The sequence below is a fragment of the Streptomyces prasinopilosus genome, assembly GCF_001419695.1.
Lineage (GTDB): Bacteria > Actinomycetota > Actinomycetes > Streptomycetales > Streptomycetaceae > Streptomyces > Streptomyces prasinopilosus.
The window spans coordinates 1-14,592 of record NZ_LIRG01000240.1 but is presented as its reverse complement, the minus strand read 5'-3'; the positions used below and the strand labels follow the sequence as shown (position 1 = coordinate 14,592).

11 protein-coding genes and 1 pseudogene are annotated in these 14,592 nt (G+C 73.8%); 4 read left to right on the top strand and 8 right to left on the bottom strand.

What is annotated here, in order from left to right:
• Positions 1-61: 61 nt before the first annotated feature.
• Entirely contained in the window at positions 62-1,111 is a 1,050-nt protein-coding gene (locus AOK18_RS11520; RefSeq protein ID WP_055694271.1) for an ABC transporter substrate-binding protein, read from the bottom strand.
• Between the two features lie 212 nt (positions 1,112-1,323).
• On the opposite strand from AOK18_RS11520, the gene AOK18_RS11515 reads away from it, so the two are divergent.
• On the top strand, positions 1,324-1,662 hold the full coding sequence (locus tag AOK18_RS11515) for a hypothetical protein (protein ID WP_055694270.1): 339 nt from the start codon (positions 1,324-1,326) through the stop codon (positions 1,660-1,662).
• A 48-nt stretch (positions 1,663-1,710) separates the two neighbouring features.
• Here the strand turns inward: AOK18_RS11515 and AOK18_RS11510 are convergent, their stop codons facing one another.
• Genes AOK18_RS11510 through AOK18_RS11495 form a run of 4 tightly spaced genes read right to left on the bottom strand, consistent with a single transcriptional unit; the run spans position 1,711 to position 7,528 of the window.
• Complete coding sequence (locus AOK18_RS11510; RefSeq protein ID WP_055574540.1) at positions 1,711-2,874, bottom strand: acyl-CoA dehydrogenase family protein; 1,164 nt, start codon at positions 2,872-2,874, stop codon at positions 1,711-1,713.
• Positions 2,875-2,880: 6 nt separating this feature from the next.
• A complete protein-coding gene (locus AOK18_RS11505; protein WP_055574539.1) occupies positions 2,881-3,828 on the bottom strand; it encodes a hydroxymethylglutaryl-CoA lyase in 948 nt (315 codons plus the stop codon).
• Positions 3,825-5,885 (bottom strand): acetyl/propionyl/methylcrotonyl-CoA carboxylase subunit alpha, encoded by a 2,061-nt coding sequence (locus AOK18_RS11500; protein WP_055694269.1) that lies wholly within the window; start codon positions 5,883-5,885, stop codon positions 3,825-3,827. The genes AOK18_RS11505 and AOK18_RS11500 overlap by 4 nt, the downstream gene beginning before the upstream one ends.
• A 26-nt stretch (positions 5,886-5,911) precedes the next feature.
• Positions 5,912-7,528, bottom strand: a complete 1,617-nt coding sequence (locus tag AOK18_RS11495) for a carboxyl transferase domain-containing protein (protein WP_055694268.1) — start codon at positions 7,526-7,528, stop codon at positions 5,912-5,914.
• An 85-nt stretch (positions 7,529-7,613) separates the two neighbouring features.
• Between AOK18_RS11495 and AOK18_RS11490 the strand changes: the two genes are divergently transcribed.
• The 3 genes from AOK18_RS11490 (at position 7,614) to AOK18_RS11480 (ending at position 10,531) form a co-directional block, all read left to right on the top strand.
• Positions 7,614-8,210, top strand: a complete 597-nt coding sequence (locus AOK18_RS11490; RefSeq protein WP_055574691.1) for an SACE_7040 family transcriptional regulator — start codon at positions 7,614-7,616, stop codon at positions 8,208-8,210.
• A gap of 246 nt (positions 8,211-8,456) precedes the next feature.
• Entirely contained in the window at positions 8,457-9,614 is a 1,158-nt protein-coding gene (locus AOK18_RS11485) for an acyl-CoA dehydrogenase family protein (protein WP_055574145.1), read from the top strand.
• A gap of 35 nt (positions 9,615-9,649) precedes the next feature.
• Positions 9,650-10,531: an acyl-CoA thioesterase gene (locus AOK18_RS11480; protein ID WP_055574146.1), complete on the top strand. Its 882-nt coding sequence runs from the start codon at positions 9,650-9,652 to the stop codon at positions 10,529-10,531.
• Between the two features lie 63 nt (positions 10,532-10,594).
• Here the strand turns inward: AOK18_RS11480 and AOK18_RS11475 are convergent, their stop codons facing one another.
• The 3 genes and pseudogenes from AOK18_RS11475 to AOK18_RS11465 all read right to left on the bottom strand — a co-directional run.
• Positions 10,595-11,383 carry a phosphatase gene (locus tag AOK18_RS11475; RefSeq protein ID WP_055694267.1) on the bottom strand — a complete coding sequence of 263 codons (789 nt, stop codon included), beginning with the start codon at positions 11,381-11,383 and terminating at the stop codon, positions 10,595-10,597.
• Positions 11,384-11,570: 187 nt separating this feature from the next.
• A complete protein-coding gene (locus tag AOK18_RS11470; protein WP_055694266.1) occupies positions 11,571-13,145 on the bottom strand; it encodes a PucR family transcriptional regulator in 1,575 nt (524 codons plus the stop codon).
• A gap of 243 nt (positions 13,146-13,388) precedes the next feature.
• A pseudogene (locus AOK18_RS11465) lies at positions 13,389-14,592 on the bottom strand (ATP-binding protein); the annotation flags it as partial.

The following is a 14,592-nucleotide window of genomic DNA, read 5'->3' as shown; positions in this document are numbered from 1 at the left end:
CGGAACGGGGCGGCTGCGGCGGTGGTCACGGGCGGCTCCGGTGACGGGGGGCGGGGGAGGGTCAGCTGAGCTTCTCGGCCTTCTCGATGGCCTCGGCGAGGGCCTCGAGCTGCGGGACGCACTTGTCGTAGGACAGGATCGGCTCGGCGGAACGCCCGATGACCTGGCCGGCCTTGACGGCGGGCAGCTTCTTCCAGGTCGCCTCGGTGATGTCGGCGGGCTGCGTGGCCGAGGAGCGGTCGTCCATGATGATCAGGTCGGCCTTGTGCTTGTCGACGTTCTCCCAGCTCAGGCTCTCGAACCAGCCGCCGGTGGGCTCCTTGGCCTTCTCGGTCGGCTCGACGAAGTTCACGCCGAGGGCCTTGTAGTACTCCAGGTCGACCGAGAGGTTGGTGCCGGACACGTAGAACAGCTCCGGGCTCGCCGAGCCGGCCATCACCTTGATGTCGGGGTTGGCCTTGGCGGCCCGGCGCAGCCGCTCGGAGGCCTTCTCGAAGCGCTTCTTCGCGTCGGTGACCTTCGCGGCCTTCATGTCGCCGCCCAGCGACTCGGCCAGCTCCCACATGCGCTCCAGCGACACGGTCAGCTGACGGTCGTAGACGGACACGGCGACGCTCGGCGCCAGCTTGGCGATCTTGTCCTTGGACGCCTCGGGGACGTACCAGAGGGTGCCCGCCTCGTCGAACGTGGTGGTGAGGAGGACGTCGGGGGAGAGCGCCGCGTACTTCTCGACGTTGAACTGGTCCCAGACGTTGCCGAGGACGGTCACCTTGCTGACGTCCATGTCGCCGGCCTGGACGTCGGCCTTGCCGTCCTTGGTCCTCGTCGGGCCGAAGACGCCCTTGACCTGGACGCCGTAGTCGTGGAGCGCGGCGGCGACGCCGGTGAAGGCGACGATGTTCGTGGGCACCTCGTCGAGCTTCACCGTGGTGCCGCGGTCGTCCTTGAAGGACCAGGGACCGGACCCGGCCCCGGCGGCCCCCGTCGAGTCCGAGCCGCCGCTCTTCGCGTCGCCGTCCCCGCAGGCCGCGAGCAGGGCACCGAGTCCGAGGGTGCCACCGGCGGCGAGGATGCCGCGACGGGAGAAGCGGGCGGTTCTGGCGTTCGACATGGCGGGGTCTGCTTTCGTGCGTACGGAGCCTGGGTGCGGGCTTGCGGCGCCTCGGATCCGAGGCAGGGCTTAGGGTAGCCTAACCTCACGATATGTCCAGAGGGAGCCCGGAGTTCCTCCCCGCCCGTCCCGGCGGCACCGTTCGTTCCCCGAGGTGACTCCCTTCCCGAACAGGGGAGACTGCTCCCCCCACCGGCAAGAGGGGAGGGGACATGCGGCCGTTCGGGCGGTGGGGTGCTCCCCTGGCCGTCAACCTGGTCCTCGGGGTCGTGGCCGTGGTGCCGCTGTGGCTGTCGGCGATGTTCGTGGTGAGCCACCCCCTGGCGGGGCTGGGCCTCGTCCCCGGGGAACCCACGGACAACGACGGCCCGCTCCCCTGGGCGGTGGTCCTGGCCCTGGTGTGGGCGGTCTTCCTCGCGCTGTGGATCCCGCTGAACCGATGGGTCCGCCCGGAGTCCTGCGCCCGGGGACGCTACTGGGCGGCGAGCGCGGGACTCGTCCCGGTGCCGGCGGTGCTGCTGGTGGTCCTGTCCGCCCTGTTCGACGGATGAGGCGGCGGGCGGGCCGGGGCCGCCGGCCCGCCCGCCGCTCCCGGGCGGTCAGCCCGTCGGCAGTCCCAGCTCGCGGGCGATCAGCATGCGCTGGACCTCGCTCGTGCCCTCGCCGATCTCCAGGATCTTGGAGTCGCGCCACATGCGGGCCACCGGGTACTCGTTCATGAAGCCGTAGCCGCCGTGGATCTGCGTGGCGTCCCGGGCGTTGTCCACCGCCACCGTGGACGAGTACAGCTTGGCCAGCGCCGCCTCCTTCTTGAAGGGCTCGCCGGCCACCAGGCGGCTCGCCGCGTCGCGCCAGGCGAGGCGGGCCGTGTGGGCCTTCATCTCCATGTCCGCGATGGTGAACTGGATGGCCTGGTTGGCGCCGATCGGACGCCCGAACGCGTACCGCTGCCTGGCGTACTTCACCGACTCGTCCACGCAGCCCTGCGCCAGCCCCGTGCCCAGCGCCGCGATGGCGACCCGGCCCTCGTCGAGGATGCGCAGGAACTGGGCGTAGCCCCGGCCCTCCTCGCCCAGGAGGTTGGCGGCCGGGACGCGGACGTCCTGGAAGGACAGCTCACGCGTGTCCGAGGCGTTCCAGCCGACCTTCGAGTACGGGGCCGCCACCGTGAAGCCCGGCGTGCCCGACGGGACGACGATCGCCGAGATCAGCGGTCCGCCGTCGGGCTTGCGTCCGGTGACCGCGGTGACCGTGACCAGGCCCGTGATGTCGGTGCCCGAGTTGGTGATGAAGCACTTCGTGCCGTTGATCACCCATTCGTCCGTCGCCTCGTCCAGCCGGGCCGTGGTGCGGGTCGCGCCCGCGTCGCTGCCGCCGTCCGGCTCGGTCAGGCCGAACGCGCCCAGGATCTCGCCCGAGCACAGCCGGGGCAGCCAGGTGCGCTTCTGCTCCTCCGTGCCGAACAGGTGGAACGGCATCGCGCCCAGCGAGACCCCCGCCTCCAGGGTGATGGCCACCGAGGAGTCGACCCGGGCCAGCTCCTCCAGGGCCACGCCCAGGGCGAAGTAGTCGCCGCCCATGCCGCCGTACTCCTCCGGGAACGGCAGGCCGAACAGGCCCATGCGGCCCATCTCCCGGACGATCTCGTACGGGAACTCGTGCCGCTCGTAGAAGTCGCCGATCTTCGGCGCCACCACGTCGTGCGCGAACTCCTCGACCGTGCGGCGGAGTTCTTCCAGTTCGGGGGAGAGCTTGTGGTCCATGGTCGTTCACTGCTCCTGGTGGGAGAGGGCGCGGACGGTGCGGGACGGGCTGGGCCGGCCCAGGTGGGCGGCCATCCAGACGCTTGTGGCGACGAGACGGCCGAGGTCGATCCCGGTGTCGATGCCGAGACCCCGCAGCATCCACACGAGGTCCTCGGTGGCGAGGTTGCCGGTGGCGGACTTCGCGTACGGGCAGCCGCCCAGTCCGCCGGCGGAGGCGTCGACCGTGGTGACGCCCCGCTGGAGCGCGGCCAGCGTGTTGGACAGGGCCTGGCCGTAGGTGTCGTGGAAGTGCACACCGAGCGCGGACACGGGGACGCCCGCCCCGGTGAGGGCGGCGAGCAGGGCCGTCACGTGGCCCGGGGTCGCCACCCCGATGGTGTCGCCCAGGCTCAGTTCGTCGCAGCCCATGTCGAGCAGGGCCCGGCACACCCTCACCACCTGCGGGACCGGGACCGCGCCCTCCCACGGGTCGCCGAAGCACATCGAGAGGTAGCCGCGGACGTGGACGCCCTCGGCCTTCGCCCGGCTCACCACCGGCTCGAACATCGCCAGCGCCTCGTCCACCGTGCGGTTGAGGTTGGCCCGGGCGAAGGACTCCGTGGCACTGGCGAACACCGCCACCCGGCGGGCGCCCAGGGCCAGCGCGCGGTCCAGGCCGCGCTCGTTCGGCACCAGGACCGGCAGCGACACCGGCAGATCGGCGACCGCCAAGAACAGCTCCTCGGCGTCCGCCAGCTGGGGCACCCACTTCGGGTGGACGAAGCTCGTCGCCTCGATCGTGGTCAGGCCGGTGCCGGCCAGGCGGCGGATGAACTCCGCCTTCACCACCGCCGGGACGATCGCCTTCTCGTTCTGCAGGCCGTCGCGCGCGCCCACCTCGTGGATCCGCACGCGGGCGGGCAGTCCCTCGGCCGGTACGGTCATGGGCAGGTCCGGTGCCGGGGCGTTCATGCCGTCTCCTTCGCCGCGAACGTCTCCTTCGCCGCGGGCGACTGCGCGGGCGACTCCACGGCTGTCTCCGCGGGCGCGATGACCACCAGCACCTGGTCCATGGCGACCGTCGTGCCCGGCGCCACGTCCAGTTCGGTGACCGTGCCGGCGTGCGGGGCGGAGATGACGTGCTCCATCTTCATCGCCTCCACCACCAGCAGGCTCTGGCCCGCCGCCACCTCGTCGCCGACGGCGGCCTTCACCACCGTCACCGTGCCGGGCATCGGCGCGGTCAGCGAGTCGGCGCCCGCCCGGCCCGCGCCGGTCAGGGACGCGGCGACCGGGTCGTGGTCCCGCACGTGCCAGGCGTCGCCGTCGCGGCCGAGCCAGGTGCCGTCCGGCAGGGCGGCGAAGGTGCGGGTGACGCCGTCGAGCACGCAGGTGAACCGGTGCTCGTCCACCGGGCCCGCGGATCCCCGCAGCGGGGTGTCGTGCCCGGGGAGCAGCAGTTCCGTCCCCCCGTCCGAGGTGCCGCGCACGCGCACGGTCACCGGGTCGTGGCCCGCCACCCGCAGGTGGTGCGCCGTCCACGCCCGCGTGCCGCCCAGGCGCCAGCCGTCGGCCGCGTCGAACGGGTCGGTCCAGCCGGACCCGCCGGCGGGCGCGAGGGAGGCCTGGCGCAGCAGCGCCGCCGCCGCGTACACCTCCGCCGGCACCCCGTCCGGGACGAGCCCGTCCGCCTCGCGCTCCACCAGCCCCGTGTCCAGGCCGCCGCCGACCACCGCCGGGTGCGCGAGCAGCCGCCGCAGGAACCCGGCGTTGGTCTGCACGCCCAGCGTCACCGTCTCCGCGAGCGCCGCCCGGAGCCTGCGCAGCGCGGTCGCCCGGTCGGGGCCGTACGCGATCACCTTGGACAGCATCGGGTCGTAGAGGCTGCCGACCTCCGTGCCCTCGCTGAGCCCGGAGTCGGTGCGGACGCCGTCCCCCCGCGGTTCGCGCAGCCTCAGCACCGTGCCGCCGGAGGGGAGGAAGCCCCGCGCCGGGTCCTCGGCGCAGATGCGGGCCTCCACCGCGTGCCCGGTCAGCCGGACGTCCTCCTGCCCGAAGCCGAGCCGCTCGCCCGCCGCCACCCGCAGCTGCCACTCCACCAGGTCCAGGCCCGTGACCAGTTCGGTGACCGGGTGCTCCACCTGGAGACGGGTGTTCATCTCCATGAAGTAGTACGACGACGGGTCGTCGCCCGGGACGATGAACTCGACCGTGCCCGCGCCCCGGTAGCCACAGGAGCGGGCCGCCTGGACGGCCGCCTCACCCATCGCGGCCCGGGTCCCCTCGTCGAGGAGCACACTGGGCGCCTCCTCGATGATCTTCTGGTGGCGCCGCTGGAGGGAGCACTCGCGCTCGCCCAGGTGGACCACGTTCCCGTGGCCGTCGGCCAGCACCTGGATCTCGATGTGCCGGGGACGGTCGACCCACCGCTCGACGAGCAGCGTGTCGTCGCCGAAGGAGGCGCGGGCCTCGCGGCGCGCCGCGGCGATCTCGTCGGCCAGCAGCGAGGCGTCCCGCACCAGGCGCATGCCCTTGCCGCCGCCGCCCGCGGACGGCTTCAGCAGCACCGGCATGCCGATCCCGCGGGCCGCGTCGGCGAGCTGCCCGTCCGTCAGGCCGCTGCCGCTGGAACCGGGCACGACCGGGACCCCGGCCGCCCGCACCGTCTCCTTCGCGCGGATCTTGTCGCCCATCAGGGAGATCGCGTCGGCGCCCGGCCCGATGAAGACCAGCCCCGCCTCCTCGCACGCCCGCGCGAACCCCGCGTTCTCGGCGAGGAACCCGTACCCCGGGTGGACCGCCCGCGCGCCGGTGCGGGCGGCGGCCTCGAGCAGCCGCTCCACCGACAGATAGCTCTCCGAGGCGGCCGCCGGCCCGATCCGCACCGCGGTGTCGGCCTCCCGGACGTGCCGGGCACCGGCGTCCGCGTCGGAGTACACGGCCACCGAGCGCACGCCCATCGACCGCAGGGTGCGGACGACCCGGACGGCGATCTCGCCCCGGTTGGCCACCAGCACCGTCTCGAACATCTGCTCAGTCATCGTCAGGGGTCCCCTCACATCCGGAAGACGCCGAACTGGGGGTCACCCAGGGGCGCGTTGGCGCACGCGGTCAGGGCCAGGCCCAGGACCCGCCGGGTGTCCGCCGGGTCGATCACACCGTCGTCCCAGAGGCGGGCCGTCGCGTAGTAGGCGTTCCCCTGGCGCTCGTACTGGGCGCGGATCGGCGCCTTGAAGGCGTCCTCGTCCTCGGCCGGCCACTCCTCGCCGCGCCCCTCGATCTGGTCCCGCTTGACGGTCGCCAGGACGGACGCGGCCTGCTCGCCGCCCATCACCGAGATCTTCGCGTTGGGCCACATCCACAGGAAGCGGGGCGAGTACGCCCTGCCGCACATCGAGTAGTTGCCCGCGCCGTACGAACCGCCGACCACCACCGTCAGCTTCGGCACCCGCGTGCACGCCACCGCCGTCACCATCTTGGCGCCGTGCTTGGCGATGCCGCCGGCCTCGTAGTCCCGGCCGACCATGAAGCCGGAGATGTTCTGCAGGAACACCAGCGGGATGCCGCGCTGGTCGCACAGCTCGATGAAGTGGGCGCCCTTCTGGGCCGACTCGGAGAACAGGATGCCGTTGTTGGCGACGATCCCCACCGGATGGCCGTGGATCCGGGCGAAGCCGGTGACCAGGGTCTGCCCGAACTCCGCCTTGAACTCCGCGAAGCGGGAGCCGTCCACGACCCGCGCGATGATCTCCCGCACGTCGTAGGGGGTGCGGGAGTCGACCGGGACCGCCCCGTACAGGGACAGCGGGTCGACCTTGGGCTCCACGGCCTGCTCGACCCCCCAGGGGAGCGGGCCGCGCGCCGGGAGGGTCGCGACGATGTTCCGCACGGTCCTGAGCGCGTGCGCGTCGTCCTCGGCGAGGTGGTCGGTGACGCCGGAGACCCGCGCGTGCACCTCGCCGCCGCCCAGCTCCTCCGCCGTGACCACCTCGCCGGTGGCCGCCTTCACCAGGGGCGGACCGCCGAGGAAGATCGTGCCCTGCCCGCGGACGATCACCGCCTCGTCGCTCATCGCCGGCACGTACGCCCCGCCCGCCGTGCACGAGCCCAGCACCGCCGCGATCTGCGGGATGCCGGCACCGGACATCCGGGCCTGGTTGTAGAAGATCCGCCCGAAGTGGTCCCGGTCGGGGAACACCTCGTCCTGCATCGGCAGGAAGGCCCCGCCGGAGTCCACCAGGTAGACGCAGGGCAGCCGGTTGTCCAGGGCCACCTCCTGCGCGCGCAGGTGCTTCTTCACCGTCATCGGGTAGTACGTGCCGCCCTTGACGGTCGCGTCGTTGGCCACGACCACGCACTCGCGACCGGCGACCCGCCCGATCCCGGCGATCACGCCGGCCGCCGGGGCCTGGTCCTCGTACATCCCGTCGGCCGCGAGCGGGGCCAGCTCCAGGAAGGGCGAACCGGGGTCGAGGAGGGTGTCCACGCGCTCGCGCGGCAGCAGCTTGCCCCGCGCGGTGTGCCGGGCCCGCGCCCGCTCACCGCCGCCGAGCGCGGCCGCCGCCAGCTTGGCGCGCAGCTCCCCCACGAGCGCGCGGTGCGCCTCCTCGTTGGCCCGAAAGGACTCCGACGCGGGATCGGCCGCGCTGTGAAGCTCCGGTGCCTCGTGCATCCTGCGGTCCCCTCACTGGTTAATGAGCGTTAACGCGTTCCCTTCAGGTTAACGACCGCTAACCCCGCTGTCTAGAATCGTTCCCATGGCCACCAGAACCGACGCCCCGACCCGCCGCGAGCAGATCCTCAAGGAGGCCGCGCGGCTGTTCGCCGAGCGCGGTTTCCACGGAGTCGGGGTCGACGAGATAGGCGCCGCGGTCGGCATCAGCGGCCCCGGCCTGTACCGGCACTTCCCGGGCAAGGACGCGATGCTCGCGGAACTGCTGGTGGGGATCAGCGGCCAGCTGCTCACCGGCGCGAAACAGCGCCTGAAGGAGGTCGACGGGGCGGCTCCCGAGGTGGTCCTGGACTCGCTGATCGAGGGCCACATCGACTTCGCGCTCGACGACCGGCCCCTCATCACCCTGCACGACCGTGAGCTGGACCGCCTCCGGGACAGCGACCGCAAGCTGGTGCGGCAGCTGCAGCGGCAGTACGTCGAGCTGTGGGTCGGGGTGGTGCGCGCGCTCTACCCGGACCTGGCCGAACCCGCCGCCCGCTCGGCCGTGCACTCCGTGTTCGGGCTGCTCAACTCCACCCCGCACCTCGCCCGGCCCGGCTCCCTGCCCGGCCGCGCCACGACGGCGGCCCTCCTGCATCGGATGGCCCGCGGCGCCTTCGCCGCGGCGGTCCCGGCCTGACCCCAGGGCCCGACCCGGATCCGGGGGGCCGGGCCGGCGCCGGGCTTGCCCCGTCCCGGTCCGGCCCCGGCGTACGTGACGAGCGTTACGGGGGGCACGGTCTGGACGACGTTGGCTACTCGCCGGTACGGTTATATCTCTGAGCAAGCGCTTAGGCATGGGGTGGCCGGGTTGTGGAGCACCCCGACGCCGGGCGACCAGGAACGCGACAGTGGCGCCGGACCAGGCGCGGAGGAGGGCGGCGGCGTGCGCCGTACGGTGTTCAACGAGGACCACGAGGCTTTCCGGGAGACCATCCGCGACTTCATCGAGGCCGAGGTCGTCCCGGTCTACGACGAGTGGTTCGCGGCGGGCCAGGCGCCCCGCGACTTCTACTACAAGCTCGGTGAGCTGGGCATCTTCGGGATCAGCGTGCCCGAGGAGTTCGGCGGCGCGGGCATGGACACCCACAAGTTCGAGGCGGTCCTCTACGAGGAGACCGCCCGTGCCGGCGTGCAGTTCGGCGGCTCCGGCGTGCACGTGCTGCTCGCCCTGCCGTACCTCAAGATGCTCGCCACCGACGAGCAGAAGAAGCGCTACCTGCCCAAGTTCGTCACCGGCGAGGAGATGTGGGCCATCGCGATGACGGAGCCGGGCACCGGCTCCGACCTCGCGGGCATGAAGACCACCGCCAAGCTGAGCGAGGACGGCACCCACTACGTCCTCAACGGCGCCAAGACCTTCATCACCGGCGGCGTCCACGCCGACAAGGTGATCGTCTGCGCCCGCACCGCCGCCCCGACCGCGGAGGACCGCCGCCACGGCATCTCCCTGTTCGCCGTCGACACCAAGTCCGAGGGCTACTCCGTCGGCCGCAAGCTCGACAAGCTCGGCCTGAAGACCTCCGACACCGCCGAGCTGGCGTTCGTCGACGTCAAGGTCCCTGTCGAGGACCTCCTCGGCGAGGAGAACAAGGGCTTCTCCTACCTCGGCCACAACCTGGCCTCCGAGCGCTGGGGCATCGCCTTCGGCGCCTACGCGCAGGCCAAGGCCGCCGTCCGGTTCGCCAAGCAGTACGTGCAGGAGCGCACCGTCTTCGGCAAGCCGGTCGCCCACTTCCAGAACACCAAGTTCGAACTGGCCGCCTGCCAGGCCGAGGTGGACGCCGCCGAGGCCGTCGCCGACCGCGCCACCGAGGCCCTGGACGCCGGCGAGCTCACCCCCGCCGAGGCCGCCTCCGCCAAGCTGTTCTGCACCGAGGTCGCGCACCGCGTCATCGACCGCTGCCTCCAGCTGCACGGCGGCTACGGCTACATGAACGAGTACCCGATCGCCCGCCTGTACGCGGACAACCGCGTCAACCGTATCTACGGCGGCACCAGCGAGATCATGAAGTCGATCATCGCCAAGGACATGGGCCTGTAAGGTCCCGGAAATCCCTGCCGTATACAACTGATTCCATGAGTCAGGCACTTCAGGAGCTCCTCGATCTGCTCGACCTCGAGCAGATCGAGGAGAACATCTTCCGCGGCCGGTCCCGCGCCTCCGCCGTCCCCCGCGTCTTCGGCGGGCAGGTGGCGGCGCAGGCGCTGGTCGCCGCGGGGCGGACCGTCCCCGCGGACCGGCCCGCCCACTCGCTGCACGCGTACTTCCTGCGCACCGGCGACCCGGGCGCGCCCATCGTCTACACCGTCGACCGGATCCGGGACGGCCGTTCCTTCACCACGCGGCGCGTGGTGGCGGTCCAGCACGGCAAGCCGATCTTCCACCTCTCGGCGTCCTTCCAGACGTACGAGGAGGGCCTGGACCACCAGGCGCCGATGCCGCCCGCGCCGGACCCGGACGCCCTGCCCACCTCCGAGGAGCGGCTGCGCGGTTACCCGCACCTCGCCTCCGAGGTCGTGCACCGCTACCTCGGGGCCCGCGCCGCGGTCGACCTGCGCTACGTCGACGACCCGCCCTACGGGCGCTTCGGCGAACCCCGCGATCCGCACTCGCAGGTCTGGTTCCGCACCAACGGCAAGCTCGACGGCGACGATCCGCTGCTGCACGTCGTCCTCGCCACGTACGTCTCGGACATGACGCTCCTGGACTCCGTCCTCCTCGCCCACGGGCGCGGCGGCTGGGCGGTCGGCGACGTGGTCGGCGCGTCCCTGGACCACGCGATGTGGTTCCACCGCCCGTTCCGCGCCGACGAGTGGCTGCTGTACGACCAGCAGTCCCCGTCGGCCCACGGCGGCCGGGGCCTGGGCCAGGCCCGCATCTACACCCAGGACGGCCGGCTCGCGGTCTCCGTCGTCCAGGAGGGCGTGGTCCGCGTCCCGCGCGACCGGGACGCGTAGCGCCCGGCCAACCGGCACGGGCGGCGCCCGACCGGCACGGGCGGCGCCGCGCGCCGGCCGGGCTCAGGCCAGCCCCGCCTCCGCCAGCAGGTACGCCGTCATCGGGTCGTAGTGACGGGGGCTGACCACGTGGTCGTCGAGGGGGACCGTCACCTGGAGGGTGCCCTCCGCCTCGGCCAGGAACAGCGCCGGGTCGTTGCAGTCCGCGTAGCCGACGGAGTCGACGCCGTGCTGTCCCGCACTGCCCGCCCAGCCGTGGTCGGCGACCACCAGGTCGGGCAGGGGGCGGCCCTCGCGCTCCAGGGCGGTGAGAATGGCCTTCATCGGCTCGCCGGAGTGGGTGTGCCACAGGGTGGCGCCGTGCTCCAGCACCGCCACGTCCGCGAACTGCATCACGTAGCCCTCGTCCGTGGCCAGCCCGTCGGGGATCACCACGATCTCGCAGCCGGCGGCGCGCAGCGCGGCGGCCGTGGCGCGGTGCACGTCGAGGAGACCGCCGGGATGACCGGTGGCCAGCAGCACCCGCTGCCGCCCGGCCGCCGCCTTCCGCAGCCGCCCCGCCATCCGCTCCAGCGCGGCCACGGTCAGCTCCGGGTCGATGGTGTCCTGGCCGTACCGGTGCTCGGCGTCGTCGCTGACCCCGGCCCGTTCCGCCATCACCGCGAGCACGTCCTGCTCGTCGCTCCAGCGGTCGCCGAACTCCAGCCCGAGCCAGTAGTGGCGGTCGCCGTTCGCCAGCTTGCGGTAGTGGGAGAGGTTGTTCTCGCGCGGGGTGGCGACCTCGCCGGCGATGCGCGTGGCGGCGAGGTGGGCGAGGAGTTCGGCGCGGCTGGGCGTCCCGGATATCGGCATGTCCCCATTGTGGGGCAGGCCGGGGCGGGCGTCCCTGGGGTGCTTTCCCCTGGGACGTGCGTCACGTACTCGGACGGCATCCGTACGGGTACTCGGGGCCGCCGCGGTCCGGCGGCCCGGTGGGCCGGTGGCCCGGTGGCCCGGTGGCCCGGTGGTCAGGCGGTCCGGTGGTCAGGCGGCCCGGCGGTCAGGTGTGGCGCAGGGCGAACCACAGGTTCATGCGGACGTCCGGGTCGTCCAGGTCGGCGTTCAGCAGGGCCGCGCACCGGGCGATCCGCTGCCGCACGGTGTTGCGGTGCACGGACAGGGCCACCGCGGTGCGGTCCCAGCCGCCGTGCAGGGACAGCCAGGTGCGCAGGGTGTCGGCGAGCGCGGGCGTGCCCGCCAGCGGGGCGAGCAGCGTGCGGGCGTGGGCGCGGGCGTCCGCCGCGGGCACCAGGTCGTCCAGTACGGGGCGGGCGCCGTGCACGACGAGAGGTGCCCGGGTGGCGCGGGCGCGGGCCAGCGCGCGGGCCGCCTGGGTGTCGGCCGCCGGCCAGTCGTGCGGGGCGACGGCGGCGCTGACCCCCAGGGTCCAGCCCGTCTGCGCCTCCGGCTCCCGCCCGGCCGGTACGAGCACCCGCACGATCCCGTCCGCCGGATCCACCAGCGCCGACCCGAGCGCGGCGCCGAGCGCGGAGGCCGCCAGGGCGTCCGGGGTCCGCTCCTCGGGACCCCGTTCCCCGGGGGACCGCGCCTCCGGGGAACGGGCCTCCGAGAGCCGTACGGTCCGGTGCGCGTGCACGACCCGCCACCGCTCACCGCCGAGCAACGGCGCCACCTCCTCCGGCCCGCCCCCCAGCAGCAGCCGTACGAGCGCGGCGGAGCGGGCCGCGCCGGTACCGCTGTGCTGTTCACCGGTCAGCAGGGAGAGCAGCACCGCGGCCACGGACGCGACGGTGTGGTCCCCGGAGTCCCGGGGCGGGGCCGCGACGCCCAGCACGAACCCGTGTCCGGCCCCGAGCGCGTAGGCGGCCAGCCGGATCCCGGCGACCGTGTCCGCGGCGGAGGCGGGCGAGGGGCGGGGCCGCGCCCGCCCGGCCGGGGACGCCGGACCGGCGTCCCCGGGGCCCGGAGAGCCCGCCGGGTCCGGCCGGTGCTCGTCCGGGTCCACCGGGCGCACCACCTCGGCCAGTTTCGCCAGGGCCGTGTCGGTCTCCTCGCCCAGCGCCCGGCCCGCGGCGGCGATCTGCGTGCCCTCCGGGCCGAACAGGACCGCCCGGCCGTCCAGGTGCCGGGAGAGGCGGTGCAGGACCGAGGGCACCGGGTCCGAGCGGGCGGCGGCCGAGGCGAGACCGCGGTGGGCCTCCGTCACCCGGCGCAGCTCCGCCAGCCGTGCCTGCGCCATCAGCTGCCACACCGCGCGGGCCACCCCGGAGAACGTGGTCCGCGGCGGCACCTCCAGGAGCGGCAGCCCCTCCTCGCGCGCGGCCTCGACCAGCGCCTCGGGAATGTCCTCGTAGTGGACCCCGACGGCGAAGCCGAGGCCGACCACCCCCGCCTCCACCAGCCGCTTCACGTAACGGCGCATCGCCGCCGGGTCCTCCGCGTCCAGGGTGAGCGCGGTGATGAGCAGCAGCTCGCCGCCCTCCATGTAGGGCACGGGGTCGGCCAGCTCGCTGGCGTGCGCCCAGCGGACCGGCACGTCGAGGCCGTCCTCGCCCGCGCGCACGGTCAGTCTGAGCGCGGAGTGGTGGGCGAGCGAAGCGAGCGTCAGGGGCATGGCGCCTTCAGGTCGGCGGCGGGAACGGCCGGTCGGGTGTCCCGGCCGGTGAACGAGATGACGTTTTGGCCGTCGCGTATGAACGGCCCCTGTCGATTCTGCCTCACCGTATGCACACCGCGTCGCCCCGCGTGCTCCGCTCCCGGCGTTCGTCCGCCCACCGCGGACCCCCTCGCGGCGGACCGGCCCGTCGCGGACCGGCCCGCCCGACGGCACGCTTCGCCTCCCCGTCCGGCGCGCCCCTCAGCCCCGCAGGTCGACCAGCAGCGGTGGCGCGTGCTCGCCCCGGACGTCGGTCAGGGACAGGACCGCGTGCCCGGCGGGCATCGCGTGCGCGAGTTCGGACGCGGACCACCGCTCCCGCTCGACCTGCCGCACGGTGACCGCCCGCGCGGTCGGCGCCTTGCCGGTGATGGCCCGCCGCACCGCGTGCCAGGCCTTTCCCGCCGGGCTCTCGGCGATGATCTGCCGGTCGGTGACGTCCCGCGCCTCGGTCCACTCCTTGCCCCAGACCTCGGCGAAGTCCTGCCCGTCCCAGGGGGTGAGCCCGGCCAGCGCCATCCTGCACCCGACGGTCCCGAGCAGGGGTCCGCGCAGGGGCCTGGCCACGTCGTCCAGGGTGCGCAGGGTGAGCACGGCCCCGGCGTTGGCCGACCGCAGCCGCTGGATGCCGCGCACGGCCTCGGGGGTGACGACGCCGGTCGCGTCGTCCAGCACCAGGCAGGCGAACAGGGACCGGTCCTCGCGCTCCGTCACGCTCGCCGTGAACTGGGCGAGGACGAGCCGCGCCAGCACCCGCGACGCGTCGGCGTGGCCCCGCGCGGGCAGGTCGACCCGGACCCGCACGGGGTGGTCCAGCGCCCTGAGGGTGAAGGGCCGCGACTGCCCGGAGGTGTCGAAGAACCCCGCGAAGGCCGGCCGGTCGAGCAGCGCCACCCGGTCGGCGAGGACCCCGCCCACGTCACCGGGGTGCGCCAGCTGCCGTTCCCGGGCGTCGAGTTCGCGCAGCAGCGACTCCTGTCCCGTCTCCGTCAGGCCCCGGCGCAGCTCCGCGAGCGGGCCGGGCGCGCCGTCGAGCAGGCCGCGCAGCTCGGGGACGGAGGGGAAGCGGCCGTGCACCGCGCGGAAGGGGCCGAGCAGTTGGGCGAGGACGGTGGTGGCACGCCGGCTGTCGCTGCCGGGGTGCGGGTCGGCCAGGTCACCGGCCAGCGCCTCGGCGAGGACGGCGGCGGCCTCGTCGGGGTCGGTGGTCCCGCCGTACAGGTCGAGGTCGTAGGCGGAGTCGGGATTGCCGATCCGCACCACGACGTCGTACGCGTCGGCCGGGCCCGCTCCCGCGCCGGCGGCGCCCACCACGACCACCGCGGCGCGTCCGGCGAGCGCGTGCAGGCACAGCGACTCGGCGATCGGCCGGACCACGGAGCCGGTCTTGCCGGAGCCGGCCGGT